The organism is Bradyrhizobium sp. BTAi1 (genome assembly GCF_000015165.1).
Classification (GTDB): domain Bacteria; phylum Pseudomonadota; class Alphaproteobacteria; order Rhizobiales; family Xanthobacteraceae; genus Bradyrhizobium; species Bradyrhizobium denitrificans.
This window is the reverse complement of record NC_009485.1, coordinates 453,606-479,833: the sequence shown is the minus strand read 5'-3', so window position 1 is coordinate 479,833 and position 26,228 is coordinate 453,606. Positions and strand designations below refer to the sequence as shown.

General features: G+C 62.3%; 30 protein-coding genes. 2 read left to right on the top strand and 28 right to left on the bottom strand.

Annotated elements, in window-relative coordinates:
- The first annotated feature begins 8 nt into the window (after positions 1-8).
- Positions 9-902, top strand: coding sequence for a myo-inosose-2 dehydratase (iolE, locus tag BBTA_RS02330; protein WP_012040823.1), 894 nt, complete (start codon positions 9-11; stop codon positions 900-902).
- A gap of 38 nt (positions 903-940) precedes the next feature.
- Here the strand turns inward: iolE and BBTA_RS02325 are convergent, their stop codons facing one another.
- Positions 941-1,276, bottom strand: coding sequence for an MmcQ/YjbR family DNA-binding protein (locus BBTA_RS02325; RefSeq protein ID WP_012040822.1), 336 nt, complete (start codon positions 1,274-1,276; stop codon positions 941-943).
- A 237-nt stretch (positions 1,277-1,513) separates the two neighbouring features.
- Between BBTA_RS02325 and BBTA_RS02320 the strand changes: the two genes are divergently transcribed.
- The gene (locus BBTA_RS02320) at positions 1,514-2,122 is read left to right on the top strand and encodes a hypothetical protein (protein WP_012040821.1); all 609 of its coding nucleotides are present in this window, start codon (positions 1,514-1,516) and stop codon (positions 2,120-2,122) included.
- Between the two features lie 23 nt (positions 2,123-2,145).
- Here the strand turns inward: BBTA_RS02320 and BBTA_RS02315 are convergent, their stop codons facing one another.
- The 27 genes from BBTA_RS02315 to cbbX all read right to left on the bottom strand — a co-directional run bounded on the left by BBTA_RS02315 (position 2,146) and on the right by cbbX (position 26,215).
- Positions 2,146-2,889 (bottom strand): DUF2786 domain-containing protein, encoded by a 744-nt coding sequence (locus BBTA_RS02315; RefSeq protein ID WP_012040820.1) that lies wholly within the window; start codon positions 2,887-2,889, stop codon positions 2,146-2,148.
- A gap of 395 nt (positions 2,890-3,284) precedes the next feature.
- Positions 3,285-4,035, bottom strand: a protein-coding gene (locus BBTA_RS38555) for an IS5 family transposase (RefSeq protein WP_103168461.1) whose coding sequence is annotated in 2 segments (ribosomal slippage) — positions 3,285-3,702 and positions 3,701-4,035 — 753 coding nt in all. Because the reading frame shifts where the segments join, the coding sequence is not laid out codon by codon here.
- Between the two features lie 328 nt (positions 4,036-4,363).
- Positions 4,364-4,963 carry a HupE/UreJ family protein gene (locus BBTA_RS02305; RefSeq protein WP_024918878.1) on the bottom strand — a complete coding sequence of 200 codons (600 nt, stop codon included), beginning with the start codon at positions 4,961-4,963 and terminating at the stop codon, positions 4,364-4,366.
- A gap of 89 nt (positions 4,964-5,052) precedes the next feature.
- Positions 5,053-6,066, bottom strand: a complete 1,014-nt coding sequence (hypB, locus tag BBTA_RS02300; protein WP_024918877.1) for a hydrogenase nickel incorporation protein HypB — start codon at positions 6,064-6,066, stop codon at positions 5,053-5,055.
- Entirely contained in the window at positions 6,066-6,404 is a 339-nt protein-coding gene (locus BBTA_RS02295) for a hydrogenase maturation nickel metallochaperone HypA (protein WP_012040813.1), read from the bottom strand. The genes hypB and BBTA_RS02295 overlap by 1 nt, the downstream gene beginning before the upstream one ends.
- Positions 6,405-6,416: 12 nt before the next feature.
- Entirely contained in the window at positions 6,417-7,487 is a 1,071-nt protein-coding gene (gene hypE / locus BBTA_RS02290) for a hydrogenase expression/formation protein HypE (RefSeq protein ID WP_012040812.1), read from the bottom strand.
- Positions 7,484-8,632, bottom strand: a complete 1,149-nt coding sequence (gene hypD, locus BBTA_RS02285) for a hydrogenase formation protein HypD (protein WP_012040811.1) — start codon at positions 8,630-8,632, stop codon at positions 7,484-7,486. Before hypD ends, hypE begins: the two co-directional genes overlap by 4 nt.
- Positions 8,629-9,321, bottom strand: coding sequence for an SIS domain-containing protein (locus BBTA_RS02280; RefSeq protein ID WP_024918876.1), 693 nt, complete (start codon positions 9,319-9,321; stop codon positions 8,629-8,631). The genes hypD and BBTA_RS02280 overlap by 4 nt, the downstream gene beginning before the upstream one ends.
- Before the next feature lie 16 nt (positions 9,322-9,337).
- Entirely contained in the window at positions 9,338-9,619 is a 282-nt protein-coding gene (locus BBTA_RS02275) for a HypC/HybG/HupF family hydrogenase formation chaperone (RefSeq protein ID WP_024918875.1), read from the bottom strand.
- Positions 9,589-12,048 (bottom strand): carbamoyltransferase HypF, encoded by a 2,460-nt coding sequence (gene hypF, locus BBTA_RS02270; RefSeq protein WP_024918874.1) that lies wholly within the window; start codon positions 12,046-12,048, stop codon positions 9,589-9,591. The genes BBTA_RS02275 and hypF overlap by 31 nt, the downstream gene beginning before the upstream one ends.
- Positions 12,045-13,244: an NHL repeat-containing protein gene (locus BBTA_RS02265; protein ID WP_244424300.1), complete on the bottom strand. Its 1,200-nt coding sequence runs from the start codon at positions 13,242-13,244 to the stop codon at positions 12,045-12,047. Before BBTA_RS02265 ends, hypF begins: the two co-directional genes overlap by 4 nt.
- Positions 13,241-14,110, bottom strand: a complete 870-nt coding sequence (locus BBTA_RS02260; protein WP_012040806.1) for a NifU family protein — start codon at positions 14,108-14,110, stop codon at positions 13,241-13,243. The genes BBTA_RS02265 and BBTA_RS02260 overlap by 4 nt, the downstream gene beginning before the upstream one ends.
- A 13-nt stretch (positions 14,111-14,123) precedes the next feature.
- A complete protein-coding gene (locus BBTA_RS02255; RefSeq protein WP_012040805.1) occupies positions 14,124-14,348 on the bottom strand; it encodes a hypothetical protein in 225 nt (74 codons plus the stop codon).
- Between the two features lie 9 nt (positions 14,349-14,357).
- Positions 14,358-14,570, bottom strand: coding sequence for a hypothetical protein (locus BBTA_RS02250; RefSeq protein ID WP_024918872.1), 213 nt, complete (start codon positions 14,568-14,570; stop codon positions 14,358-14,360).
- A 21-nt stretch (positions 14,571-14,591) separates the two neighbouring features.
- Positions 14,592-15,614: a hypothetical protein gene (locus tag BBTA_RS02245; protein WP_103168462.1), complete on the bottom strand. Its 1,023-nt coding sequence runs from the start codon at positions 15,612-15,614 to the stop codon at positions 14,592-14,594.
- 109 nt (positions 15,615-15,723) lie between these two features.
- Positions 15,724-16,032 (bottom strand): hypothetical protein, encoded by a 309-nt coding sequence (locus BBTA_RS02240; RefSeq protein ID WP_024918871.1) that lies wholly within the window; start codon positions 16,030-16,032, stop codon positions 15,724-15,726.
- On the bottom strand, positions 16,029-16,547 hold the full coding sequence (locus BBTA_RS02235; protein WP_244424298.1) for a hydrogenase maturation protease: 519 nt from the start codon (positions 16,545-16,547) through the stop codon (positions 16,029-16,031). Before BBTA_RS02235 ends, BBTA_RS02240 begins: the two co-directional genes overlap by 4 nt.
- Complete coding sequence (locus BBTA_RS02230; RefSeq protein ID WP_012040800.1) at positions 16,520-16,849, bottom strand: hypothetical protein; 330 nt, start codon at positions 16,847-16,849, stop codon at positions 16,520-16,522. The genes BBTA_RS02235 and BBTA_RS02230 overlap by 28 nt, the downstream gene beginning before the upstream one ends.
- Before the next feature lie 40 nt (positions 16,850-16,889).
- On the bottom strand, positions 16,890-17,204 hold the full coding sequence (locus tag BBTA_RS02225) for a hypothetical protein (protein ID WP_012040799.1): 315 nt from the start codon (positions 17,202-17,204) through the stop codon (positions 16,890-16,892).
- Between the two features lie 79 nt (positions 17,205-17,283).
- Positions 17,284-18,882, bottom strand: coding sequence for a nickel-dependent hydrogenase large subunit (locus BBTA_RS02220; protein WP_012040798.1), 1,599 nt, complete (start codon positions 18,880-18,882; stop codon positions 17,284-17,286).
- 46 nt (positions 18,883-18,928) lie between these two features.
- Positions 18,929-19,891 carry a hydrogenase gene (locus tag BBTA_RS02215; protein WP_024918868.1) on the bottom strand — a complete coding sequence of 321 codons (963 nt, stop codon included), beginning with the start codon at positions 19,889-19,891 and terminating at the stop codon, positions 18,929-18,931.
- Positions 19,892-20,340: 449 nt separating this feature from the next.
- The gene (locus BBTA_RS02210; RefSeq protein ID WP_012040796.1) at positions 20,341-21,792 is read right to left on the bottom strand and encodes a sigma-54 dependent transcriptional regulator; all 1,452 of its coding nucleotides are present in this window, start codon (positions 21,790-21,792) and stop codon (positions 20,341-20,343) included.
- Positions 21,793-21,887: 95 nt separating this feature from the next.
- Positions 21,888-22,598 (bottom strand): HAD family hydrolase, encoded by a 711-nt coding sequence (locus tag BBTA_RS02205; RefSeq protein WP_012040795.1) that lies wholly within the window; start codon positions 22,596-22,598, stop codon positions 21,888-21,890.
- A complete protein-coding gene (gene gph, locus BBTA_RS02200; RefSeq protein WP_024918867.1) occupies positions 22,595-23,257 on the bottom strand; it encodes a phosphoglycolate phosphatase in 663 nt (220 codons plus the stop codon). Before gph ends, BBTA_RS02205 begins: the two co-directional genes overlap by 4 nt.
- Positions 23,254-24,486 carry a class II fructose-bisphosphate aldolase gene (locus BBTA_RS02195; protein WP_041750269.1) on the bottom strand — a complete coding sequence of 411 codons (1,233 nt, stop codon included), beginning with the start codon at positions 24,484-24,486 and terminating at the stop codon, positions 23,254-23,256. Before BBTA_RS02195 ends, gph begins: the two co-directional genes overlap by 4 nt.
- A complete protein-coding gene (gene rpe, locus BBTA_RS02190) occupies positions 24,483-25,214 on the bottom strand; it encodes a ribulose-phosphate 3-epimerase (RefSeq protein WP_012040792.1) in 732 nt (243 codons plus the stop codon). Before rpe ends, BBTA_RS02195 begins: the two co-directional genes overlap by 4 nt.
- Complete coding sequence (gene cbbX / locus BBTA_RS02185) at positions 25,211-26,215, bottom strand: CbbX protein (RefSeq protein WP_012040791.1); 1,005 nt, start codon at positions 26,213-26,215, stop codon at positions 25,211-25,213. Before cbbX ends, rpe begins: the two co-directional genes overlap by 4 nt.
- Between the last annotated feature and the right edge of the window lie 13 nt (positions 26,216-26,228).

Below are 26,228 nucleotides of genomic sequence, written 5' to 3'. Positions count from 1 at the left end.
AGCTTCCCATGATCCTGTACGGCACCAATCCCATCGCCTGGTCGAACGACGACGACTGGAGCATCGGCGATCATCTGTCGCTCGACGACTGCCTGCGCGACTGCCGCGAGATCGGCTTCGACGGCATCGAGAAGGGCCACAAGATGCCGGACGAGGGCTCGGCGTTGAAGGCGAAACTCGGCGAATATGGCCTGCGCTTCGCCGCCGGCTGGCACTCGACCAACCTCCTCGTCAACGACATCGAGACCGAGATGAAGGCGTTGCAGAGCTTCATCGACATGGTGAAGGCGGCCGGCGGCGACCACATCAATGCCTGCGAATGCTCGAACACCGTCCATGGCAACGACGATGTTGCGGTCAACGACCGTCCGATCATGACCGACGCGGAGTGGGACCGCTTCTCCCGCGGCTACGAGGCGCTGTCGCACTACGCGCATGAGCAGGGCGTGAAGATGGGCTACCACCATCACATGGGCACGATCATCGAGACCCCCGAGGACATCGACCGCTTCATGGCGCAAGCGGGGCCCTACACGCGGCTGCTGTTCGACACCGGTCATGCGCGCTTCGGCGGCGGCGATCCGGTCGCGATCCTGGCGAAATACGTCGATCGCGTCAGCCATATCCACTGCAAGAATGTCCGGCCGCCGGTCATGCGTGACGTGCGCGACAACGGCCTGAGCTTCCTCGAAGGGGTGCGGCGCGGCGCCTTCACGGTGCCGGGCGATCCCGACGGCTGCATCGATTTCGCGCCGGTGCTGAAGATCGCAGCCGACAGCGGCTATTCCGGCTGGATCGTCATCGAAGCCGAGCAGGACAGCCTCAGATACGAACCGCTCAGCTATCAGGGCCTCGGCTATCGCACGCTGAGGGAGCTCGCCGCACGCGTCGGCCTGCGCTGAGACAGCGGCCGGCCGGCACCGCTTGATGTCGCGCCCGCTCAGCGCCGCTTGCCGGACCGTGACCGCTGCGGACGATGGGCCGCGCGCCAGGCGCTTTCAAGCGCGGCACGCAGCAGGCCCACATCGGCCTGCATCAGCGTCACCATGGTCCAGCCCTGGTCGCCCCATTTGTTGGGGACACGGCTGAAGATCCCGGGCTGCAGGCCTGCATAATGGTCCTGCTCGTCGGGCGTGAGCAGGACATTGGCGGATGTGCCGTCGGCGGCGAGCGTCGCGAACGTCCGGTGTCGCTTGAACGCCGTGCGATCGAAATGCGGCGCGGCCGTCGTCCCCTCGAAGGACAGCGCAAGGGCGCTGAATTCATCACCGGTCATCTGAAGGCCCCTATCGCCTCGGCTGAAGAAAGATGATGGCATCGATCGGCGGCGGGACGCCAGCAGCCTTGCCGCAGCATCTTTGAAAGGGTCGCCGGCCGCTCACCATGACGCAGCAGGCGGGCGCGTCTGCCGCGCACGGGAACGTGAAGTCCGACGTTCGCCCGCTTGACTCAGATCAAAACTGCACAGTGTTGTTTATCTACGCTGCGCTCGCTAGAAAAAGGGAGAGCGGCGATGTCGACACAGAGCAGCATGCATGTGTACCTGAACTGGGCCAAGGAGCGCCTTCACGAGATGGATGCGGCGCTGGATTCCTTCGACGCGACGGCGGCCAAGGCCGAGGCGGCGTCCAAGGTGAAGGCCGCAGAGATCATCGCCGACCTGAAGAAGCGGCGCGGCGAGCTCGAAGCGATGCTCAAGACGCAATCCGAAGCCGGCGAAGCGGCGCTGGCCGGTGCGAAGACGGAACTCGACAGGCAGTGGGCCGAGTTCGAGACCCAGATGAAGGCCTATTTCGAGAACGCCGGCAAACAGGTCGACCAGCAGCAAGCGACGTTCAAGCAGATTGCCGCTGCACAGGCGAAGGCCTGGCAGGAGACCACCAACAGGTTTCGCGAGGCCGCGGCCAAGGTGACCATGGCTGGGACCACCGATATCGATGCCGTACTCAAGCAGCTCCGATCCGATGCAAGCGAAGCTGGCGCTCATCTCGAGAAGCTGAAGCAGACCGGCAGCGAGTCCTGGTCGGTGCTGAGCGCCGCCTTGAGCGACTCCCGCAAGGCGTTCGATCAGGCCAATCAGGCGGCATGGAATGCGCTGAAGGGGAGCGCCCCGAAAGGCTGAGCGCCGCGACCTGCCCGGCCTGGTCACCCTTGTCGCGCGCTCCTCTTCGGCGGGGCGCCGTCGAGGCCAGGATTGATGGGCAGCGTCGCGCCGGCGGCACCGCCGGCTTCATAGGCTGCCGTCGACACCATGCGGCTCGTCGCGCGCTGGGTGCGCAGCTTCATATCGAGCTTGTCGAACTCGGCATCGACGACCGACGTCTTGAGAACGACCAAGCCACGGCCGGTGCGTTCGTTGACCTGGTCGCGGCTCTTCTTCATCGCCACCAGGCGATCCGCGATCGAGGTCACCATGCCGAGCGCGAAGGAGGCATTGGCGAGATGCCGCTCCTGGTGACGAAACCGGGCATAATCAGCCGAGGTCTTGAAACGACCGAGCTCGGCCCGCACCGCGCCGTCGATCAGCTCGGCCAGATAGTGCGCCACCTCGACATCCGCTGACAGGCCGAAGAACACGTAGCTCGCTTCTCCGGCGGCGTTCTTCTCGCGCCAGACCCGGCAATCGCAAAACTGCGCAACGGCGCCGATGCAGTCGTCGAGCGGAATGCGCTTCTTGCGATGCGTCTCATAGACCCTCCGCTCGCACAGCGAGGTCTGCAGCTCGACATCCGACAGCGACAGATCATGCCGATCGAGCAGCTCGGCGACCTTGGCGGCCGCAGACAGCGCCTCGTCTTCGGTGCAGCCATTGGCCGTGGTCTTGGCACGCAGCGCCTGAATACGCGCCTTCAGCTTGTCCAAGGCGACGGGATCGGAAGGCTGGTTCACAGGTCGCGCCTACGAAATCCCGGGCCAGCGGAACGGGCGGTTGGGTATGGCGGGCCGCGCCAGATAGTGATGATCACTACGTTTACGCCATAGCCCTACCATAGGTGGAAGGACGCGGCGCGTTGGCTTGGACAAAGCGGCGCACGCTGTCATGGGTGCCCCTCGTAGCCGCTCCCGGTCAAATCCTCAACCGGAAGACCTGCATCAATCGCCCCAACGCTCGCTGTTGGTGGTCGACTTCACCTACGCGCATACTCGGGCCGGCTTCGTTTACGTCGCCTTCGTGATCGATGCCTTCGCCGGCGGATTCTGGGGTGGAAGGTGAGCAGCTCAGCACGGCCGGCCTCGTCCTCAATGCCTCCAATTCCGGCTTGCCTGGGTTTAAGGGTCGGGACTCATAACCACCACGTGACGGCGGCGGCGAGGTAGATTGCGCCGAGGAAGTTGGTGGCGAGTTTGTCGTAGCGCGTGGCGATGCGGCGATAATCCTTGAGACGGCCGAACATGCGCTCGACGGCATTGCGCCCTTTGTAGAGCGTCTTGGAGAAGCAGCTTTTCCAGCGTCGGTTGGCCTTGGACGGGATATTCGGCACCGCGCCCTGGCGTTCGATCAGGTCGCGGATGGCGTTGCTGTCATAGGCCTTGTCGCCGAGCACGATGGTCCCGGCCGCAAGATCGTTCAACAGGACATCGACCGCACGGCAATCGGCGACCTGGCCGCCGGTCAGCAGGAAGCGGAGCGGCCGGCCTTCGCCGTCGGTGAGGGCGTGGAGCTTGCTGTTGCGGCCGCCCCGGCTGATCCCGATCGCCTGGACGAGCGCCCCCCTTTCCGCCGCCCGCCGAGCGGTGCGCCTTCATGTGCGTGCTGTCGATCAGAACCTCGGCCGGTGGTCCGCCCGCCGCTGCCAGCGTCACGAACAGCTCCTGCCACACGCCCTTCGCCGCCCAGCGCACGAACCGGTTGTAGAGCGTCTTCCTCGGTTCGTAGCAGGCCGGCGCATCGACCCAGCGACCGCCCGACGTCACGACATGGATGATGCCGCTGATCACCCGCCGATCATCAACCCGGGCAACGCCGCGCACCTTGCTCGGCAGCAGCGGCCGAAGCCGCTCGAACTGCTCTTCACTCAACCAGAATTCGCTCAAATCCACGCTCCTGCTGTTGCAGAGCCTGAATCACATCCGAGCCGCCATGGGAATCCTGTTTATGGGTCCGGACCCTGGGCTGGGGTGGCCATCGCACCTAGCGGCTAAAGCATGATCCGGAAAAGTACGCCGCGGTTTTCCGAAAAGATCATGCTTAGACAACAACCTAAAGCGCGATGACGATTCATCCTAATCGCATCGCGCTTTAGGGTGGAGTCGCGAAGCTCCCACCGCTGGCCGACTGGCAGCGTCGTAACGTGCGCTGGTCAGCGAAACAGTTCCGGTCGAACGCACAGGCGAGATCATCTCGCCTGTGCGTTCGAAACGATCAAAGATAGCTCGTCAGGATACCGATGCCGGCAAGCGCTATAATGCTGCCGCTGGTCCGAAGCGCGACACGAGACGTTCGTGCGCCGATCCTGCCGATGCCAAGTGCGATGCCGATACCGACGACGTGCAACAAGGCGGTCGCCAGCATGAAGCCCATCGCATACTCGAAACCGGATGCGTCAACCGGCATCTCGGCGCCGTGCGCATGGCCGTGGAATATGGCGAAGAAGCCAACCAATCCCATCGCAGCGATCGTCGGTAGGCTCCATTGCATCGCAACAGCCAAGCCAAGCACGATGACGGAAACCGCGATGCCGAGCTCCACATATAGCAACGGCACGCCAGTGATGCCGAGCACGCCGCCCACACCCATCATCAGCACGAAGGTTGTCGGCACCAGCCACAGCGCGCGGCCCCCGAGATAGGCTGCGAACATGCCGACCGCCACCGTCGCCAAAATGTGGTCGATGCCACTGACCGGGTGGCCGAAGCCGTGCATGAAGCCATGGGTGTCGCCGACGCCGACATGCGCGAAAGCGGTAACTGGAAGTCCAGCGATAGCGAGCCCCAGAAGGGCAGGTTTAAGGGTCGATTTCATGTCTAACTCCTCCAAAAGATGCTCAGTTGCATGACCAGATGCGGCGGCCCGAGCCATGACCGCTTATCGCCCCCACGGAGCGAATTCATTCAAAGCCATGCTTGCGACGCCTGGGTGCCGAGCCAGTCGTACCAGCCGCCGAGTCCCTCTCCCGTCCGAGCCGACACGCTGAACGTGACGATCTCCGGATTGACCTGGCGCGCATTGGCGTTAGCGATATCCACGTCGAAATCGACATGCGGCAAAAGATCGATCTTGTTGATGACCATGATCTCTGCAGCCCTGAACATGTGCGGATACTTCAGCGGCTTGTCGTCACCCTCGGTGACCGAGAGGATGACCACCTTGGCGTGCTCGCCGAGATCGAACATCGCCGGGCAGACGAGGTTGCCGACATTCTCGATTATGACGACGGAGCCGAAGGCCGGCTTCAGCTCGGCGAGCCCCTTGGCCACCATGTCGGCTTCGAGATGGCAGCCGGCGCCGGTGTTGACCTGGACAGCAGCAGCGCCCGCGGCGCGGATACGCTCACCGTCATTGGTGGTCGCCTGATCGCCCTCAATGACCGCGATCGGGATCTTGTCCTTGAGGTCGCGGATGGTGCGCTCGAGCAGCGTCGTCTTGCCGGAGCCTGGCGAGGAAACAAGGTTCAACGCCAGGATTTCGCGGCCGGCGAACCAGCCACGGTTCCTGGCCGCGAGCGCGTCGTTCTTGGCCAGGATCCGGGTCTCGAGTTCGATGACCGAGGAATGGCCATGGCTGTGCGGGTGATCATGGTCGTGCGGATGGTCGTGACCGTGCAACTCCACGTCGTCATGGGCGTGATCGTCATGGTGGTGATGCTCATGCGCATGCTCCGAACGATGATCGTGCCCGTGCTCATGGCCATGAATATGATCATGGACATGGCCGTGCGGATGTTCATGATCATGGACATGGCCGTCGCCATGGTCGTGCCTGTGGTCATGACCATGCCGATGCACCATGTCATCGCCATGCGCATGCATGTGAGGGCGCTCATCGTCGAGAGTGGTCTCCTCACCTGTCTGCAGGTTGAGGAGTCGGGTTTCGGCCTTGGAGCCGCAGCCACAGGTTCCGCACATCAGGCAGCCTCCTCGATTTCCATTTCCCGGATCTTCAGTTCTTCCCCAGCAAGTCGGTCGATGGCGCGCGAGCCGCAGGCGCAAGCCTGGTAGAGGGATGTGGTCTTGAACGCCTCGCCGCAAGACCGGCAGCGTGCGAGACCGGCTATTTTCTGGATGTCGAGCAGCGCGCCGTCGAGCAGCGTACCCTTAGCGACGATGTCGAAGCAGAACAGGATCGCGTCGGGCATCACTCCGGAGAACTGCCCGACATCGAGCGTCACGCGCTTGACGCGCCGTCCCTTCGCCGCCTCCTCGACGATCTTCACGATGTTGCGTGTAATCCCGAGTTCGTGCATCGGACCCCGTTCTCAACAGATGCGTGGAAGCTGTTCACCAATCAGCATATCGACGATGCGCTTCCCGCCGAAGACAGTCTGCATGGTGACGCGCGCTGGAATTCCCCCGCTGGCATGGCCGATCAGGGCTGCTCCCGCGCCAAGCGGATGGGCGCGCATTGCCGCAAGCGCGGCTTCGATCTCGGCAGGCGGCACAGCGATGACCACCTTGCCCTCGTTGGCGAGATAGAGAGGATCAAGCCCGAGAATCTCGCAGAAGCCGCGCACCTCTTCACGCAGCGGCGTCGCCGACTCGTCGATTTCGATCGACAGCGCGGAGGCCTCCGCCATCTCATTGAGCACCGTGGCGAGGCCGCCGCGGGTGGCGTCGCGGATGCAGCGTGTTCCAGGCGCCGCTCGTAGAAGGGCCTCGATCAGCCCGTGTAGGGCGGCGCAGTCGCTGGCGACTTCAGTCTCCAGCGCAAGATCGCCTCGGGCCGCGAGGATCGCTGCGCCGTGGTCGCCGAGCAGTCCGTTCACCAGTATGCCATCTCCGGGTTTGATCTGGTGAATGCCGAGGTCAATCTGGGGCGGGATCACGCCGATGCCGGTCGTTGTGATAAAGAGCTTGTCGCAGGCGCCCCGCTGGACGACTTTGGTATCGCCGGTCACGATCCGCACACCAGCCATTCTCGCCGCTTCAGCCATGGAATTCGCAATCCCGCGCAAAGCATCGAGCGGCATTCCTTCCTCGATGACGACGGCGCAGGACAGATAAAGCGGCTTGGCGCCGCCGACGGCCAGATCGTTGATCGTGCCGCAGACCGCGAGCTTGCCGATATCGCCCCCGGGGAAGAACAGCGGATCGACGACGAAGGAGTCCGTGGTGAAGGCGAGCCGGTCGCCATAGCGGGCAAGCGCCGCGAGGTCGAGCCGCGCCTGATCCTCCAGTACATCCGGCGCCTTGGCATTGCAGAAGGCGCTGACGAAGACGTCGTCGATCAGATCCTTCATGGCCTTGCCGCCGCCGCCATGCGCCAGTGTGACGGCTGGCACATGGACTCGGCCGAGCGAGCGCCGCGGGGGCAGGTCCAGAAGGTTCATGACACTACGGCCTCTTTCTCGGGAGTGTTGCTACGTTTAATCCCGCCATACTGGTAGTAGGCCGAGCAGGCTCCTTCCGGGGAAACCATTAGCGCGCCGAGCGGCGTTTCCGGCGTGCAGAGGGTACCGAACACCTTGCACTGCCAAGGCTTCAAAACGCCCTTGAGCACTTCTCCGCATTGGCAGGATTTAGGGTCGGCGATCTTGACATTTGGGATAGCGAATTTCCGCTCTGCATCAAAGCGGGCGTATTGATCACGCACTTTGACGCCGGAATGGTCAATCGAGCCGAGGCCACGCCATTCGAAGAACTCGCGCAGTTCATAGACCTCCGCAACAGCGGCGAGCGCAGGATGGTTCCCGGCTTCAGGAACGATGCGCGTGTACTGGTTTTCGATCTCGGCACGGCCCTCCCTGATCTGTTTCAGGAGCATCCAGATCGACTGCAAGATATCGAGGGGTTCGAATCCAGCGATGACCATTGGACGCTTGTAGAACTCGGCGATGAATGCGTAGGGCGCCGCGCCAATCACCATTGACACATGGCCTGGTCCGAGGAACCCGTCGAGGTGAAGATCTGGGCTATCGAGTATCGCCTTGATAGTCGGAACGATGGTGATGTGATTGCAGAAGACCGAGAAATTCTCGATTCCATCGGCCTCGGCCTGCAGCACAGTCAGCGCGGTTGACGGCATAGTGGTCTCGAAGCCCAGCCCGAAGAAGACCACCTCGCGATCCGGATGCTTGCGCGCGAGAGCCAGTGCGTCCATGGGCGAATAGACCATCCGCACATCCGCCCCGTCGGCCTTGGCCTGCATGAGGCTTTTCTTCGATCCGGGCACGCGCATCGCGTCGCCAAAGGTGGTGAAGATCACGCCGGGCCGCTCGGCGATCGCGACGCAATCATCGACCCGTCCCATGGGCAACACACAGACGGGGCAGCCAGGCCCGTGCACCAGTTCGATCGAGGAAGGCAGCATGCCTTCCAGGCCATAGCGGAAGATCGAATGCGTATGGCCGCCGCACACCTCCATGAGTTGGAGCGGCCGCGTCTTTGTCGTCTCGATCTGGTCGGCCAGCGTTTCGATTTCGCGGACCAGCGTCCTGGCCTTGTCGCGGTCACGGAATTCGTCGGCGAATTTCATTGCATGGCCTCCCTGTTAGCCGCCGAGCCGCGTTCGTCCGCAAGCAGGGTGTGCACCAGATCCCACAGGATGTGATAGGCGGCGACGTGACATTCCTGAATGCGATGGATGGATGTGGACGGGACGACAAGACAATGATCGACCGCGCCGGATGACTTCATCTTGCCGCCGTCGCCGCCGGTGAGCCCGATCGTGGCAACGCCGAGTTCCTTGGCCTTGACGAATGCGGCGATCAGGTTTTGCGAGTTCCCGCTTGTCGAGATGCCGATCAGCGCATCGCCCTTGCGGGCATGTGCCACGAGCTGACGAACGAATACATGATCGAAGCCTAGGTCGTTGCCGACTGCCGAGATCATAGCGAGATCGGCCACCAAATTGGTGGCCGCGAGCGCCGGCCGCCCTGCCGTGATAGGGTGCACAAACTCGACGGCGACATGGCTCGCATCGCAGCTCGAGCCGCCATTGCCCATCGAGAACAGCTTGCCGTTCCGCCGATAGACGTTGGCCAGTGTTCCTGCAGCGGCGACCAGAACTTCAGACTGGTCACCAAAGAAGCGCTCGTTGGTTTCTCGCGAGTCGCGCGCCTTCCCCGCCACCGAGTGGAGAAGGGCGGCATTCAGCTTTTCGGGATTCTGCGCCGTCCCGTGAAGGAAGGGGTAGAGGCCCCGCAGTACGCCTTCGTTGGACATATCTGGTCCTCCCTGGTTAGGGCACTGCGGTCTCGCGCATCGCCTCGATCTCGGCTTGTGCCTCCCCGAGTTCTGTCAGGATTTTCAGGGTCTCGGCCGCTTGTTCTTCACTGATACGGCTCATGGCGAAGCCAACATGGACGAGAACCCAGTCGCCGACACAGGATTCCACTGGGTGCGCGTCGTCGATGACGCAGGCGATGTTGATTTGGCGCCGCACGCCGCTGACTTCGACAGTCGCGAGCTTTCGCGTCGGGTCGTCGATCCTTACGATCCGTCCGGGAATTCCAAGGCACATGATGTTCCTCCCTTGCGCCGTGTTCGTTCCGCATCGATGAGATGCGCGGCGGCGATGGTTGCTTGGCCGAGAGCCACCCCGCCGTCGTTGGCGGGCACCTTGGCATGCGTAAGAACTTTGAATTTCTTTTCCTCGAGACGACGGACCGTCTGTTCCAGAAGAATGCGGTTTTGAAAGCAGCCACCCGACAGCGCCACCGTGTCGAAACGCGGCTGCGCGTCTTCATCGTCTCGCCGCGCCAGCTGGATTGCCATTGTGACAATGGACCTGGCGAGCGCCTTGTGAAAACGCGCAGCAATGATCGGTTGAGGCGTGCCTAGGATCAGATCGCCTAGGATCGCGTTCCACATGGCAAGCGGCTCAATATACGGGAGGCCAGATCCCTTAAGAACGGGAATCGGCATCGGATAGCAGAGACTGTCGTCTTCCTCTGCGAGCGTCTTTGGACATGCGATCGCCTCGAGTCGCGCCGCGGCCTCGCCCTCATAGGCCTGGCGCTCGAAGCAGACGTCGAGCGCGGCCGCAACCGCGTCGAAAAGGCGGCCGCAGGAGGAAGCAAGAGGCGAATTGATGTGATCGTGGATCATCGTGTCCAAGACCGCGCGAGGCTTGGCGGCCAGCCGCTCGAACAATGGGAGCTGCCTAAAATTCATGGCGAAGGCGGCCCATCCCATCTGCGCGGTCAGATGCGCGTAAAGGTTGCGCCACGGCTCGCGCGAGGCGGCAGCACCGCCTACCATGGCCACCGGCCGGAAGGTGCCGACACGCTGGAAACCGCGGTAGTCGCACAACAGGAATTCGCCACCCCAGATTGTGTCGTCCGTGCCGTAGCCCAACCCGTCGAGAGCGATGCCAAGCACGCGTGGCGCGTCAAGCGCGCGTGCGTTCTCGGTGAGACACGCGGCAATGTGGGCGTGGTGATGCTGGACCTCGATGAGCGCCAGACTGTCCTCACTGGCACGTTTTCGCGCGAGCTTCGCGGAAAGGTATTCCGGGTGCATGTCGCAGGCCAGCGCCTGCGGATCGTGCGCGAAGAGATCCCGGAAGAGCGCGAGATTCTTCCTGTAGTCGTCCCAGGTCGCGGCGTCCTGGAGATCGCCCTGATGTTGGGAAAGCACCGCCCGGCCTTCCTTTACCAGACAGAAAGTCGCCTTCATCTCCGGGCCGTAGGCGAGGATGTCGGGCGAGTCCTCGAAGCCCTTCGGCAGGGAAATGGAGGCCGGCGCGTAGCCGCGCGCGCGGCGTAACAGACGCATGCGCCCGTCCATGACGCGCATGACGGAATCGTCAACGCGATTGGCGATTTCGCGGTCGTGAACGAGGGCGTAAGGGGTGATGGTCCCGAGCTTGCGCGCTGCCTCCGCGTCGCCGATCGCTTGCGGTTCGTCCGAGAGGTTGCCGCTGGTCATGATCACGGGGCGCGGCATGCGGCGGAACATGAGCACATGCAGCGGCGTCGAGGGGAGCATGAAGCCGAGCATCCGCATTCCGGGAGCAACAGCCTCAGGCAAGCGTTCCGGACCGGCCGCATCGAGGAGCACGATCGGCGCTGCCGGCGAGCACAACGCTTCCTCCTCGTCCGGGCTGACGGCGCAGAATCGGCGGATCACATCGAGGTCGCGCGCCATGAGGGCGAAGGGCTTGACCTCGCGCCGCTTAAGCAGCCGCAGCCGCTCGACAGTGTCGAGCCTTGTAGCATCGCAGGCGAGCTGGTAGCCGCCGAGCGCCTTGACGGCGACGATTTCGCCTTTCTGGATCAAGCTCATTGCAGCATCGACGTCATCGAACATCGAATGCTGCTCGTAGGTCAAGGCTCGTCCATCGAAGCGGACGAGCTGCGCTTTCGGGCCGCAGGCATGGCAGGCGATAGGCTCGGCGTGGAAGCGCCGATTGGCCGGGTCGCCATATTCGGCGGCGCATTCGGCGCACACGGGAAAGGCGGCCATTGTCGTGGCGCTGCGGTCATAGGGGATCGAGCGGATGATGGTGAAGCGTGGGCCGCAATGTGTGCAGTTGGTGAAAGCGTAGCGGAAGCGGCGCTCGAACGGATCGAGCACTTCAGCCGCACACGCGGGACAGATGGCAGCGTCGGGCGAAATCTCGGTGCGGGCCTCACTTCTGTTGCTCTCGATGATGCGGAACCCAGGCGCCAGTCTTCCAGTAAAGGGCTCGACCTCGATCGCTTCGATCGCAGCGAGCAACGGTGCCTCGTCGCGCAAGCGCCTGACCAACGTCTCGATGTCCTTCCCTTGGCCGCGGGCCCGGATGAGCACTCCCTCTCCGTCGTTCAGCACTTCACCGTCCAGGCCAACTTCACGGGCATGGCGCCAAACGGTCGGCCGGAAACCGACGCCCTGCACGCGACCGCGCACCCTGATCTGGACGCTTTCCAGAGCAGCGGCGTTGGCGATGGCGGGCTGCGTGCTCATACTGCCGCCTCCCACAGGAGCACGCGGTTATTGCCGGTGTCGGCGACGGCGACCAGCCCGTCGCAGACCGTGACGGCAAATGGCCAGCACAGGCTGTCGCGCGCCGCGAACCGCCAGCGGTTGTCGCCCTTATCGGAGAAGCGACGCTGGCCGGTGAGCGTTGTGGCGGCCGCGTCCATTGCGAGCCCCGGCAGGGGAAAGCCGACGAGACGAGAATTGCCCGTGTCGGCGCAAACCAGCATGTCGTCGTGCACTGTGATGCCATACGGCATCTGGAGCGCGTGCGCGCTCGGTTCATAGGCAGCGCGATTGTGATCGACGGCTTCGAAACCGGCCTGCCCAATCACGAAGCTGGCTGGAGCGCCATCTGCATTGGGAAAACCATTCCACACCATGATCCGGCTGTTGCCGGCATCGGCGACGAAGATGCGCCCATTTGCCACGACGATTGCGTGCGGCCAGCGCATCCCGACCGCACTCGCTTCCGCGCCCGCGTTGTCGTCATGGATCGTCATTCCCGCCTGGCCAAGCACCATGTCAGCTGGCTGACCATTTTCCCCCGGCAGCGTGTTCCAGATCAAAACGCGGCGGTTTCCAGTGTCGGCGACGAAAAGGCGGCCGTCCGCGATAGTGACGCCGTAACACCAATTGAGCGTATGCGGCCCGGCGTTGCTCGAGCCGCGGTTGGCGAGTCCGCCGCTGAAATCGGCCTGACCGAGCACGATGTCTGCTGGCTGATTGTTGACCTCAGGAAGTGAGCACCAGATGAGGATGCGATGGTTCCAAGCATCTGCAACTGCGAGGACGCGTCCATCTGTGGCGATGCCGCTCGGCATGTTGAGCGTCGCTGGACCCACATTGCCCCCCGCGTTGCGTCCCTCCACGTTGAAGTCGGGCTGGCCGATCAGGAGGTCGGCCGGCGAATTGTCCGTGTTGGGCACGGTCCGCCAGACAAGGAGCCGATGGTGCCCGGTGTCGGCGATAAAGAAGGGGCCCTGCCGGCTGGCGAAGGCCACGCCGCGCGGGCCGAAGAGCGTGGCGCGGCTCGGTAAGAGCGGTGCTGGAAGACCGTCCGCTGCGAGGTGATCGCCGAGTACGATGCGGGCGCCCACCGGATTCAGCAGCGGAAGCGGAGCAGGCGCCGGCGCGAGAGCGGCAGCATGTTGAATACTAGAGGTGAGCGAGACGCGCATCATGTCGCCAGCCTCACTTCGACGCGATTGCCGACGACCTTGACAGCATGGGATTGAAGTTGAACTTCCGGTGCCGTCAGGCATTCGCCAGTCGCGAGGTCATATTGGAAGCCGTGCCAAGGGCAGGTGATGATACCATTCTCGACTGCGCCTCCATCGATCTCCATACCGAGATGAGCGCAGGCGTTCTGGAAACAGGATACGACCGCGCCCTGCCGCGACAGGATGACGTTCTGTTCGCCGACGATCCGCGTGATGACGCCGCCCTGCGGTATCTCGTCCAGCCGACATACCAGATGCCAGCCGTTGACCGCGCCCAGCGCGAACGGGCTGACGAAGCGCACGCTGTCATGCTGGCTGCCGCTAGCGCCTTTGACCTGCAGAATGTCGGTGATCTCCGGGCAGGCTTCTTCGACAGCTTTCTTGACGCCAGCGTGGAAGGTCAACGCTGACGCCGGACAGCCGTCGCAGGCGCCGGTGAAGCGCACTTCGATCGCCGGCGGTCTCACTGCGATGAGCTCGACGTCTCCGCCATGGGAAGCCAGGATCGGCCTCACGCTGTCGAGCGCCGTTTCGAGCCGCTCGCTGAGGCTCGGCTTGAGGATGTCGTGACGCCTCAATACCGCGTAGACAATCTCGTCCGAGACCGCCTGCTTCATCGCTGTCAGCGCTGCAGAGTCCGATTTCAAGGCTCGCACGAGACGACGGAACGCTTCGCCCTGCAGATCTTCGATCGCGCGCCGATAGGCATCGACCGCGCTGCGCTGCGTCTCATCCCAGTCGGCAAAGACCGCCTCCAGCCGTTCGATGTCTCCGGTGAAGCCGGCCAGGGTCTCGCGACGTGTGGAGATGAGATCAATGGCGTTCATGTCAGTACCAGCCTCAGCGATAGCGCAGATCCTTGAAGAGGTAAGGCTGTGCCGCTCCGCCGATCAGTCCGGCAATGGCGGCTGAGGCGATTATCGGCAAGCCAAGTTTGGTGAGGCCGAACAGGATCACCGCCGTTGCGAGCGCTCCGGTGGCGGTTTGACGGTAGACCTTGGCCGGATCTGCGAAGAGCTTTCCCCGGAAAAACAGGACAATCGAGCTTTTTACCATTTCCAACATGATCGCAACTCACTTCAGGAAAGCGAGCGCGATCAGCCCGACGATGAGTCCCGGGATGACACCAACAGGGCCGTAGAAGCTGCCCATCAGAGCAGCCAGCTGATTGCCGATCGCCTTGCCACCGGTGAGCACGCCGCCGCCCGCTCCACCAATCCCGGAGGCGACCAGGCCCACAATCAGAGCGGCCACAGCGCTCGCCGCTGTTACTTCTGTTCCCGTCACGTGAAAGCTCCTCACTCCGGTTCAGTTGAGATGTTGCGAGCGGCTGTCCGCCGGCCCGCGTGAGCGCGCTGGAGGCGCTGAGAGCAATTCGCGATCGATTTGCTCGCAGGCTTCCGCGACAATGCGTGCTTTCGCGACTTCGCCAGCCCGAATGAAGATTTCCCGACTCTCTAGATAGTATTCGCGCGCCGCCATGAGATTAGCGCGGTTACCGTTCTCTGGATGTTGTGGGGCGTCGGGCAGGTTACGCAGGCAATTGGCTTTGTTTGCGAGCGTGTTGGCGTATTCGATCGGCATGGTTGCGCGGGTGCGCACCTTCAGCGCCTCGTCGTAAGCGTCAAGGGCACGAAGGTTGTTCTCGATCATATGGCTGGAGGAACTGTACTGGAGCGCGTTACCGAGATTGTTTTGCAGCATCGCGTATTCGGTTGGATGATCGGTCAGGTTTACGATCCTCAGCCCCTCCTCGAAGGCTTGGACTGCGAGCGCTTCCCTCATCTTGGCGCGACTGTCGGTGAACGGCATCGACAGAAACGCGGTCGCAAGATTGTTCTGTAGAATCGCGAACTCCTTCGGGAAGCGATGCTTATCGAAGGTTCGCAGCGCCCGCTGGTATGCTGCGATCGCATCTGTGATACGAGCTCTGTTGCGGCCAGCGAGATTTTGGATAGCGAGGCCAAGATTCATCTCTGCCTCCGCCAATTCTTCGGGGCGGCCAAAATCACGAAGGACTGAGATCGCTGCCTCGAATCCCGTCCGGGCAACCTCGAGCGGCTCCACGCCTTCGCCGGGGAGCGCTAGCAAGGCGGTGCCCTGGCGCGCGCGGATACGCGCCGCAAGAAGGCGCTCGTCCTCAGGGCAGATATCCAGAGCGCGCGCATAGAGGTCGATCGCCGAGTAGAGCTGGCCAACATCTTTCGGCCGCTGTTGGAGGCCCAATGCGATCTCCATCAGCATCTCGGCGCGCTCTGCGAGGGTTGCCGTCTCGTCCTCGGCGGCAACAAGAGCGGCCCTAACGTCGTCGTCGGTGCGGTCAATCTTCACCAAGCCGTTCCTCCCGGAGTCTGCTTTTCAACGCAGCTCTCCCTCTGACAGCAACCTATAGTCAATTTTGCCAAGTCTGTCTATTTGAATTACGAAATGCCAACCTAGTTTACAATCCGGAGGCGATCAAGGCTGCTGCGTGATCGTCCCAGTGGGCTTCGAGCACCACTTCGGCATCATCATCGAACCCGCACGCCCGAAAGAATTCGGGAGCGGAAACCACCCGGTCGCCGCGGCTGTTGCGCTGCTTGAGCAGATATCCGCCCGCCGCCGCGTGACGCACGGGCAGCACAACGAGAGCGCGGTCACGCCGCAGCAGGGCGACGGCGTCGATATTCGCAAAATACTGTTCGCACGTGGCGGCAGACATATAGAGCGCGCCCCGTCGGATCATGAGACTGACAGGCGCCTCGTTCACGTCACGTCCTTCGACCGACGCTTCTCAATCAGGGCCTCGATGCGGCAGGCAACTTTATCGGCTGCCCGCGAGACTGCTGGCGTGAGGCCCACGCCGAAGCCGAGCTCGGCGGCTTCGATCAAGAAGACGGTGACGTCACTCGGAAAGGCATCGCGGAAGATTTGACGGCCCGCGTGAAGAGCTGCGTCCCAACGGAAGTCATGGAGGTTGAGTCCGTGCTTATAGGGACGCTCGAGTTCAGCCCCCGGAACCTCGTAGATTGCACCGGCCTCCACCCCCGTGTGGGCGGCGTCAACCACGATGAGCGATGAACAGCCGCGCGCCGAGAACATGACGGCCATCCCGTCGGTACCCGCATCGAGCAGCCTTACGCTCACTCGATCAAACTGCTTGCCCTTCAGGCTCTGTATCACCTGGTGCCCGACGCCGTCATCCTGACGGTTCGGATTGCCACACCCCACCACTGCGATGATTGGATCCGGCGCGATCATATGCGCCACAACCGGCAGGACCACTGCGGCTCGACGGGCAGGTTAAGCTCGGGCAATTCGCAGAATCGACGATGAACGACGTAGTACATGCACGTCTCGCAGGCCTCCTCGATGCCGCTATGTTCAATCGGCTCCAGCGTGAACCCCGCGATCACCAACTTGGCCTTGAGATCGCCGCCCGCCGCGCGAAGACGGGCGACGATCTGCGTGACTTCCTCATGCGTGTCGGCGCGTGGCTGGACCTCAGTGGTTAGGCCGCCGGCCAGAAGCCCACGAACTTCCTCACGCCCGGAGACGTCGGCCAGTTCCTTTGAGTCCGTGGTCATCCCTTCCTCCGTGGCGGATGCCTGCTCCGATGGCCTTCAATCAGATGCGCCAGAGTCTGCACCACCAGTCCGCTTTCACCGGCACTGCAAGCTCCGGCAGGTCACACCATTCTCGATGAACGAGGTAGTACATGCATTCCATGCAGCGCTGCTTGTCTGGTCCGTAGGGATGGTCGACAAAGCCGCTGATGACCAGCTTGGCTTTGATATCGTTCGGATCAAGCTTGCGCAGCTCGTCAAGGATGCCGGCGAACTCCCGTTCCGTTTCCGGAACGGGCTCCGTTTGCGTCTTCAGACCTGCCTCCATGAGGTCGGCCATTTGGAGGAGCAGTGCGCGTTGTTGCTCGCTGTTCATCGGCTGTGGCCCCGATATTTCTGCGCCGCTCCATCACCCTGGAAGTGATGATCGAGCGGGTCGTCCAACCGGAGACCAACTAGGCCGTGCGGAAACGTGCAAGTTCCTTGCCCGTGCTGGCGTGATGGGCGTGCACAGTACAGACGAGGCACGAGTCATATGAGCGACAAACATGCCCGACCTCTACAGGATCATTCACGTCGGCAACCGGAGTTCCGATGAGCGCTTGCTCGATCGGGCCAAGTTCATCACGGTCGGAACGCGGACCGACGTTCCAGGTCGTTGGCGTAATGATCTGGTAGTTCTTGATCTTCCCGCCCTGCACCTCGATCCAGTGACAAAGGGCGCCGCGGATCGCCTCGGTGGCGCCCCAGCCCCGCCCATCCTTTTCCGTCGGTTTGACATACCAGGGATCGTTCAGCCGGAATTCGCGCAGGGCATGCTCGGCTTGCCGATAGAGCTTCACGCCTTCATGCATGCGGGCGAAATGACGCAGCATGACGCTTGCGCCTCCGAGTTTCCTATACATGTCGAGCACCAGCGGATCGTGATGCTGCCAGCGTTCTCCGTGCGGTCCGCCAGCAATGAGCTGGCGCGCCAGCGGACCGGCTTCGAGCCTGCCGTTCTGGTCGTGGCGAACGGCCGTCGCCCATGAATATTGCTTAGTGTGATCGACGGGGTTTTTGCCAACCGGCTTGGTGACTCGGTCGAAGGGGTGTTTGCCGCTCTGTTCATCGTACCAGGCATGCATCAGATCCTCGCGGGTGTGAATCTGATCCATCAGCTTATGGGTGTCACTGGCGCCATCATAAACACCGCTCTTCATGATCACCGCCGCATTGCGGCCCTCGATCGTCGGGCGGTTGTACTTGTCCTCATGAGGCAGATATCCCCAGGACACGTATTTTCCGTGGCCCTTGCCGTATTTGTCGACGCCGATGTCCTGGCTCATGCGCCAGAACATCCCGAGGTCTGAGTTGGCATGCTCGGGCCGCTCGTCTAGCCACGCCATGAAGTCGTCGTAGGATTTGATTTCCTCGTAGCGCTCGAAGGAGCAGCCAAGCCATACCGGCTCCATCCAGTTGCGCCGGAAATGCTCCAGAATCGACCAGGCGCGGGTGACGTCAGTCAGCGTGGGCGCGCACATCACCCCGCCAGGGACCATGAAACTCGAATGCGGCCACTGGCCACCGAGAAGCGCATAAATTTCGACGGGACGGCCCGAAATCGTAACGCCGAGCTCGTAGTTGGTACCCGTGTATGGTGACCATCGCCGAACCGCCTCCTCGTAATATTTGGAGCGCGAGTAGTTCTTGTGCGTGTAGTCGATCATGAAGAGGCCGTAATGGTGCCTGGGAAGGCTCTGCAGGCTCTCTGCGATCTGTCCGAGATTGCGCGCGAGGATGGCGTTGCGGGGAACCTCGGTCTTCCACGCGGTGTCGAGCGCCCAGGCGGCGCAAGTCAGATGCGAGGCGCCGCAGATGCCACACGCGCGTGGCGTCACTACGAGTCCCGCTTGAGGATCCTTGTCGCGAAGGATCACCTCGAAGCCGCGGAAGAGTTCGGCCTGGGTCCACGCATTAACGACGACGCCGTTCTGGATATCGACGCGCACGTCGAGGTCGCCCTCGACGCGTCCGACGGGTGAAATATCAAGCGTTTGAACTGCTGCGGACATGGTTTTCTTGACCTCTTTGAATGGATGCGGACGGGGCGCGGGGCGATCAAACGACGAAGATGTCTTCTTCAGCCCACCGCGGTGAGGCTGCTTTGGCGGCGGCCGTCAGCTTGATGTAACCGGTCTTGTCCACGCCTGCCGGCATGTCCTTCGGTACGCCCATGACGGTCTGGGTTTTGAAGACAGTGCCCGGGGCGAGGTCAAAGAAGGGAAACTCCGGCTCGGTGCAGCCCAGGCAGGGCATGCCGGAGCGAGTCTTGGAGGATTGACGATTCCACAAGATGCGATTGCAGGGCGAATGCGTCATCGGCCCTCGGCACCCAAGGTCATAGAAGAGGCAGCCCTTGCGCTGGCCGAATTCGGTCGCCGAAACCTTGTAGGCGAAGTGCATGTTGCGGGTGCAGCCGGTCTGGGTAAACGAGGTGAAGAAGGTCTTCGGCCGCTGGAATTCATCGAGCGCCAGATCGCCCGCGCGGCCGGTTGCCACCGCCACGACGATTTGCGTGATCCAGTCGGGATGGGCGGGACAGCCCGGCACATTGATCACTGGAAGGCCGGCTTTGGACTTATAATCCTTGCCAAGGAAACCGCCTTGACTACGCTTCAGGAATTGGAGTCCCTGGCTTTCGGAGGGGTTTGGCGCTGTGGCTGGAATGCCCCCCCACGTCGCACAGTCGCCAATGGCGACCACGAAGTTTGCCACCTTGGATAGATCATGAACCCAATCCCGCATGGGACGGCCGGCGAAGCGATTCCATTCACCGGTGCCGTTCGGCGCATTGACCACCGTTCCCTCGAAAACGAAAATGTCGAGCGGCAGTTGGCCAGACGTCAGGGCCCGCAGCATCTTCTGGAGATTTTCACCAAGCTCGAGACCCAACGAAGGGTGCCACAGCACGTTGATGCCGAAGTCCGTTACAAGGTCGCAGACACTTGGTTCCTCCGCATTTAGGAACGACATCGTGTTGCCGGAGCAGGCCCCACCCTGGAGCCACAAAAGATTCGCCATTGAGTTTCTCCTCCCGATAGCCGCCGATCGTTGAACGCATGAAGGCACCTAAATGGGCGTTAAGCAAATCCCGTGCCAATCTCTAAGGGAAGCAAAATACATCGAAATGTCAAGTATGTAAGGGCATTGCCACGACGGTCACATTGCGGTCGCACTTCCGCAGACCCTGCAAACCTTCTTGGCGGCTGTAAATTTAGTTTGGGATTTAGAGGGCGGTTTAGCCCTGTCTGTTTCCGCACACGGGGCAGGCGACCTCGAGCAAGTATCCGAACCAGATGCCTTGACAACGGCTGCACCAATGGCCCGTCGTCTGATGGGCTGGCGCCCCGAGGAGTTCAGCCATCTTCCCGGCGCCAAGAACCTTTGCCGGTTTGGCTGCACCAGTTGGGGAAACGCGCGATTGGGGAAAGCGAACGACTTCGGAGGATTGTTCGTTCTTGATCATCTCGCTAGCCTTGTTGCTCGAGGTTGTAGCGCTTGATCTTGTTTGAAAGTCCAACGCGCGATAGGCCAAGTTCAGCGGCTGTGCGGCTTTGGTTCCAGTGGTTGCGCAACAGCGCACTTCCGACGATCTGCTTCTCCAGACTTTCTACTCGATCCTTCAAGGTCGCGCCTTCGGGTACAAAGCCACGTGGTCCATCGCTTCGACTGCGCGCCGCGGCAGATGCCAACAACGAAGCCGACATATTGCGCGTGGTGATGTATTCGCCGTCCTTGGCCAATGCAACCATGCGCCGGATTTCGTTCTCAAGCTCACGGACATTGCCGGGGAAGTCGCAAGCGGAAAGCTTCTCGATCGTGCTCGCTGTGATGCCGAGGATCTTCCGACCCATCCCATCGGCATGCTTCGCGGCGAAGAATTCGGAAAGGGGCGCGATATCGTCGCGGCGCTCACGAAGCGGAGGCACCTCAAGCTCGAAACCTTTGAGGCGGAAATAGAGATCCTGGCGAAATTCCCGCCGGGCGACCATGTCTTTGAGCGACCTGTTCGAGGCGGCAATGATGCGAACGCTACAGTGCTCGACTTTGTCAGAGCCAAGCGGTTTGACCTCGCCCTCCTGGAGAAAGCGCAGCAGGCTCACCTGGAAAGATGGGGACACCTCCGAAATCTCGTCGAGGAATACCGTGCCGCCATCGGCGGCGCGAAAGAGGCCGAGGCGGTCGGAGATGGCGCCGGTGAAGGCGCCGCGTTTATGGCCGAACAATTCTGATTGCAGCAAGTCGTCCGGCATGCCGCCGCAGTTCTGGATGAGGAGCGGGCTCGTGCGTCGTGGCGAATTGTAATGGATAGCGCGCGCCAAAAGCTCCTTGCCCGTTCCGGTCTCACCCTGAATCAAGATCGGCAATTCTGTTGTGGCGGCTTGTTTGGCCAAATCACACAGCTCTGCCATTTTCTCGCTGGCATAGACGAGCTTTTCGAATTGGTGGCTTTCGGGCCTGAAGAGGAGATCCCGGCGCTCGCCTAATCTGAGTACGTCACCGGAGATCTTGAACTCCCGCGAAAGAATGCGGTGGCGGCGGGCGAGTTCGCGAGCTTCAAGCGCCCGCTCGACGACGAGGCCGAGCTGCGTTGCGTCGAGCGGGGTGAGCAAGAACTGGTAGATCGCGGCCTTGGTCAATGTGCCGTAGGATAGAGGCGATCCCCCCGTGGCTACATATACCCGCATGATTTCCGGGTGGGACACGCGCAACCTGGTCAGAAAATCCAGGCCAATGGACTCGTCCTTCCGATCTTCGGCAACGGCAAGATCGACATGGATGCCGCTCATCGTGGTCAGCGCTTCGGCTACAGAGCCGACAAGCACCACGCGATAGGCATAGCGCTCGGACAGGACGTCAAGGCAGTCCGTCCAATCGCCTCCCCGCCGAGCTACGATGAGGACCGTACCAGAGTGCTCCATTCAAGAATCTTTTCAAGCTGCTTACTTTCTTTGCAGAATGGCGCAAGCGGCGATGGTATGCAAGGAACTTGTCAAGAGAGAACGGCCAGAAGGCATTACGGGTTCTCTAAACCTTCGGCCGGCGCTCTCGTGAAATGGGCAACGTCGAATCCGGTGAGATCCGGCAAACACAGATCCGCTTCCGTGAAGTCCTCTCCCGTTGAGTATTGGCTTGGCGTAACGACGACCCGAAGCCCCGCCGATTTCGCGGAGAGCAGGCCGTTGCGCGAGTCCTCGAATGCGATGCAGTCCTTGGGCTCCAGGCCAAGCCGGTCCAGCGCAATCGTATAGATGTCGGGGGCCGGCTTCTTGCGCGGCGCCTCGTCGCCGGCGGCTATCACATCGAACACAGCGCCGGCCGGTTCGCCCCAGAACGCGACGCAAAGCGCATCGACATTCGGCAGGTTCGTCGTCGTCGCCACGGCGGTTTTGATCCCTTGGAGCTTGGCGAACTGGATGAGCTCCCGGACGCCGGGACGCAAGGGAACGCCGCCGCCGACGATGATATCGCCGTAAGCCTTGGTCTTTTGGCGATGCAGGCCGACGATGCTCTCATCCGACATGACAACTCCGGGGTATGCGCGCTCAAGAAAGGCACGGATCCGCTCTTTGCCGCCGGTGACCTTGAGGAGTTCCCCATAGAGCGGCGCGTCCCAGTGCCAATCAAGACCGGCGGCAGCGAATGTCGCATTGAAGGCCTGCCGATGGGCCTCCTCCGTCTCGGCAAGTGTGCCGTCAACGTCGAAAATGAAGGCAGCGGTCTTCATCGTCTGCCGACCCCCTGCAGCACGTAATCCGAAAGATCGTCGAAGTGATCGAACACGTACACCGGTTCGAAGGCGTCGACGGATTCCCGGAGATACCCCCCGGAGAACAGCGCGAACGGAACCTTCGCGCGGAATGCGGTTTCGGCGTCGATCTCGCTGTCGCCGACATAGAGCGCGGAAGTTTCGTCCGCGCCGAGCCGGTCCAAGCAATGGAGCAGGGGAGCGGGGTCGGGTTTGAGCTGCGGCACCGTGCCTTCCCCCACGAGGGCGCCGACGAAGCGCATAAGCCCGAGCTCTTTGAGAATGGTGACGGCGAACTCAGGCGGCTTGTTCGTGCAGATGCCGAGCGCAACCCCGGATGCGGCGAGCCGCTCGAGCGTCGGCTCGACGCCAGCGTAAGGCCGTGTCAGCTGCGCCGGGGCACGCGCATAGTGCTTCCGGAACCGGGCGAGCGCGCTATCGAAATCGTCCGCAGGGCCGCCGGTCGCATCGAGGCACCGCGCGACCAATGCCGGCACGCCGTTGCCGACGAAACCGGCGACACGCTCAAGCGTCAGGGGCGGCCGCCCAAGGTCGCCGAGCATCCGGTTCGCCGCAGCATGGAGATCCGGCGCACTGTCGATCAGCGTGCCGTCAAGGTCGAAAACGATCGCTTTCATCTTTTGGTTCCCGACGAAGTCGGCGGCTGGGTGCTCAAACTCGACTTTTCCTCCTCGCCCGAAACATCGACAAGCTCGAAATCGATTGTGACGCGATCTGGAGCTGTCGGCCGGAACACCTTGTCGGCATAGCCGACGTGATCAGGGTGATCGCGGTAGCTGGCGACGACCTCGGGGGATGCGAAGCGGATGAGCCAGCACAAGAGATATGGTGCATCCGTTCGCAGCGCGCGCCCGGCCAGCACATTGCGCACACCGGGGATTGCGCCAAGCGCCTCAACGCCCTGCGCCGCAAAAGCGCTCCAGTCTACGTTCTGCCCGCCGTCGCGCAGGTTGTAGACGACGACATGCTCGACTTCGCGCCAACGACGGCAAGCGGCCGACGCGGCGCCAGCGCGTCCCGCGGCTCCGAACAGCCGGCAAGTCCGCTCGACCTCGGCGCGAACAGCCCCCCGAACGCCGTGGATGAGTGCGGTGTCGGCCGGCGAGTCCTTGCTTTCCGCTTCCTCTACTATCGAACGCGCCGCGGCGTCGGCGAGGCCGGTAAAGTAGTTGATCTTGGCGACACCGTTTGCGGCGAGCATCCCGTACTGGTCGTCGCTCAAGCCGGTCCCGCCATGGATGACGAGTGGAATGTGCAGGGCACTGCTGAACGCGGACAGACGTTCGAAGTCGAGTCGCGGTGCGCCGCGTAGACGGCCGTGGACGGTGCCGATGGAGATCGCAAGGCAATCCACAGGCGTTTCCGCGATGTACCGCTCGGCGTCCGCGAGCGAAGTGAGCTGCATCGCGCGGGGATGTTTTTCTGCGTCCTCCCCCTCGACGCCAGGCACATAGCCGAGCTCGCCCTCCACCCTTACGCCGCAGCGGCGGGCAAGGCGGACGACCTCGCGCGTGGCCTTGATGTTGTCCTCAAGCGACGATAGCGACGCGTCGACCATGACATTGTTGCAGCCGAGCCGAATCGCCCGTTCGACCGTCGCGAGAGAGTGCCCGTGGTCGAGATGGATAGCAACCGGCACCCGGGCGCGGCGCGCGGCATCCACGACCACCGGCATGAGGCACTCGAAATCGAAATGATCGAAATGGGACTCGGCCAGGCTCGCGATCACCGGGGCGCGGCAGCCCTCGGCGCCGTCCAGCACAGCCTCTAGAAAAGCTGTGTCCACGACATCATAGGCGCCGATGGCGTATCGCTCACAATGGGCGTGCCGAAGCAGGTCGCTCATGTCCAATGTCCACGAGTGCCATCGGCTTCCGCCACCTTTCTCTGCGCCGCAGTCGCAGCTTCACGGATGGCCAAGATGTTCCGCCCATAGGGTGCAGGGTCGGCAGCCGATCCGCCTTTGAAGACAGCTGATCCTGCGACCAACACGTCGGCGCCAGCGGCTGCGACGAGCGGCGCCGTCGCGGGCGTTACACCGCCATCAACCTCGATATGAATAGGCCGGTCGCCAACCATCTCGCGCAAACGGCGGATCTTCGGGACCATGGCCTCGATGAAGCTTTGCCCGCCGAAGCCGGGGTTGACGGTCATCACGAGGACCAGGTCGATCCGGTCGAGGACGAATTCGATCGCTTCCGCTGGCGTGGACGGGTTAAGCGAGACGCCCGCTTTAGCGCCGGCGGCGCGGATGGCTTGCAAGGTCCGGTCAAGATGCGGGCCAGCCTCGACATGTGCGGTGATGACGTCGGCGCCCGCCTCGGCGAATGCGTGAATGTAGGGGTCCACTGGAGTGATCATCAAATGTACATCCATGACCGTCTTCACGTGCGGCCGGATGGCCCTGCAGAGTTGCGGGCCAAAGGTAATGTTCGGTACGAAATGGCCGTCCATCACGTCGACATGCACCCAATCGCAGCCTTGTGCTTCGATAGCGCGGCATTCGGCACCGAAAGCGGCGAAGTCGGCGCTGAGGATGGAAGGTGCGATCTTGATGGAGCGATCGAACGTCATCTGTCGTCCTCCTTCCCGCCGTCCTCGCGCGCCACATCGCTGTCCAGCCCGCCGCGAAACACGCGGCTCGCACGCACGTCGCTTTCCTCGATTGTGGATACCGCCTCGATTCCTACCGGGCCGTCTACGCTCTCGAAGAGGCGATTGGCTTGACGCAGCCGCATACGATCAATGGCGTTGCGGATCGAGCGCGCGTTGGCAAAATGCGGCTGCGCGCGCCGCAGCGCGATATACTCGGCCATCGCCGCGCGCGCTCCGTCCGTGAAGCGGTAGTTCTGGGCGTCCAGCATGAGCGTTGCGATATGCAGCAGCTCCTCGTCGGTATAGTCTGGGAACTCGATGTGATGCGCGATCCGCGAGCGGAAGCCTGGATTGCTGTTGAAGAACCGGTCCATGCGGTCGGCATAGCCCGCGAGGATCACCACAAGATCGTCACGGTTGTTCTCCATCACCTGTAGCAGGATTTCGATGGACTCCTGACCATAGTCCCGTTCGTTCTCCGGACGGTACAGATAATACGCCTCATCAATGAACAGAACACCGCCCATCGCCTTCTTCAGCACTTCCTTCGTCTTGGGCGCCGTGTGACCGATATACTGGCCGACCAGGTCGTCGCGGGTCACCGTCACAAGATGACCCCTGCGAATGTAGCCGAGCCGGTGAAGCAGATCGGCCATTTTGAGCGCGACGGTGGTTTTGCCGGTTCCAGGATTTCCGGTGAAGGACATATGCAGGGTCGGCGTCTCGTGCGCGAGTCCGAAGCTCTTGCGTGCCCGATCGACTAAGAGAAGCGCGGCTGTCTCCCGGATACGGCGCTTGACCGGCTTCAGACCGATGAGCGATCGGTCAAGTTCCTCGAGCACAGCGTGCACGCCGGACGATTCGAACTCCCTTCTGAGGTCGATCTCTGCCGTTGGTTGGATATCCTTATCGACGGGCACCGTCAGCCTGGCCGTGTCGCCGGTGTGGGTGTCCAGCCGTGAATCGGTGCTCGCAGACATGCGTCGTTTCTCC

Excerpts from the sequence above, each read along its gene's own strand:
- BBTA_RS02265 (WP_244424300.1), bottom strand. The coding sequence starts at position 13,244 with ATGATGCGCGTCTCGCTCACCTCTAGTATTCAACATGCTGCCGCTCTC.
- hypF (WP_024918874.1), bottom strand. The coding sequence starts at position 12,048 with ATGAGCACGCAGCCCGCCATCGCCAACGCCGCTGCTCTGGAAAGCGTC.
- BBTA_RS02210 (WP_012040796.1), bottom strand. The coding sequence starts at position 21,792 with ATGGAGCACTCTGGTACGGTCCTCATCGTAGCTCGGCGGGGAGGCGAT.
- BBTA_RS02195 (WP_041750269.1), bottom strand. The coding sequence starts at position 24,486 with ATGAGCGACCTGCTTCGGCACGCCCATTGTGAGCGATACGCCATCGGC.
- hypB (WP_024918877.1), bottom strand. The coding sequence starts at position 6,066 with ATGTGCGGAACCTGTGGCTGCGGCTCCAAGGCCGAAACCCGACTCCTC.
- hypD (WP_012040811.1), bottom strand. The coding sequence starts at position 8,632 with ATGAAATTCGCCGACGAATTCCGTGACCGCGACAAGGCCAGGACGCTG.
- BBTA_RS02280 (WP_024918876.1), bottom strand. The coding sequence starts at position 9,321 with ATGTCCAACGAAGGCGTACTGCGGGGCCTCTACCCCTTCCTTCACGGG.
- BBTA_RS02260 (WP_012040806.1), bottom strand. The coding sequence starts at position 14,110 with ATGAACGCCATTGATCTCATCTCCACACGTCGCGAGACCCTGGCCGGC.
- BBTA_RS02225 (WP_012040799.1), bottom strand. The coding sequence starts at position 17,204 with ATGAACAGCGAGCAACAACGCGCACTGCTCCTCCAAATGGCCGACCTC.
- BBTA_RS02205 (WP_012040795.1), bottom strand. The coding sequence starts at position 22,598 with ATGAAGACCGCTGCCTTCATTTTCGACGTTGACGGCACACTTGCCGAG.
- cbbX (WP_012040791.1), bottom strand. The coding sequence starts at position 26,215 with ATGTCTGCGAGCACCGATTCACGGCTGGACACCCACACCGGCGACACG.
- BBTA_RS02305 (WP_024918878.1), bottom strand. The coding sequence starts at position 4,963 with ATGAAATCGACCCTTAAACCTGCCCTTCTGGGGCTCGCTATCGCTGGA.
- BBTA_RS02215 (WP_024918868.1), bottom strand. The coding sequence starts at position 19,891 with ATGGCGAATCTTTTGTGGCTCCAGGGTGGGGCCTGCTCCGGCAACACG.
- BBTA_RS02295 (WP_012040813.1), bottom strand. The coding sequence starts at position 6,404 with ATGCACGAACTCGGGATTACACGCAACATCGTGAAGATCGTCGAGGAG.
- BBTA_RS02255 (WP_012040805.1), bottom strand. The coding sequence starts at position 14,348 with ATGTTGGAAATGGTAAAAAGCTCGATTGTCCTGTTTTTCCGGGGAAAG.
- BBTA_RS02325 (WP_012040822.1), bottom strand. The coding sequence starts at position 1,276 with ATGACCGGTGATGAATTCAGCGCCCTTGCGCTGTCCTTCGAGGGGACG.
- BBTA_RS02275 (WP_024918875.1), bottom strand. The coding sequence starts at position 9,619 with ATGTGCCTTGGAATTCCCGGACGGATCGTAAGGATCGACGACCCGACG.
- rpe (WP_012040792.1), bottom strand. The coding sequence starts at position 25,214 with ATGACGTTCGATCGCTCCATCAAGATCGCACCTTCCATCCTCAGCGCC.
- BBTA_RS02320 (WP_012040821.1), top strand. The coding sequence starts at position 1,514 with ATGTCGACACAGAGCAGCATGCATGTGTACCTGAACTGGGCCAAGGAG.
- iolE (WP_012040823.1), top strand. The coding sequence starts at position 9 with ATGATCCTGTACGGCACCAATCCCATCGCCTGGTCGAACGACGACGAC.
- hypE (WP_012040812.1), bottom strand. The coding sequence starts at position 7,487 with ATGAACCTTCTGGACCTGCCCCCGCGGCGCTCGCTCGGCCGAGTCCAT.
- gph (WP_024918867.1), bottom strand. The coding sequence starts at position 23,257 with ATGAAAGCGATCGTTTTCGACCTTGACGGCACGCTGATCGACAGTGCG.
- BBTA_RS02220 (WP_012040798.1), bottom strand. The coding sequence starts at position 18,882 with ATGTCCGCAGCAGTTCAAACGCTTGATATTTCACCCGTCGGACGCGTC.
- BBTA_RS02230 (WP_012040800.1), bottom strand. The coding sequence starts at position 16,849 with ATGACCACGGACTCAAAGGAACTGGCCGACGTCTCCGGGCGTGAGGAA.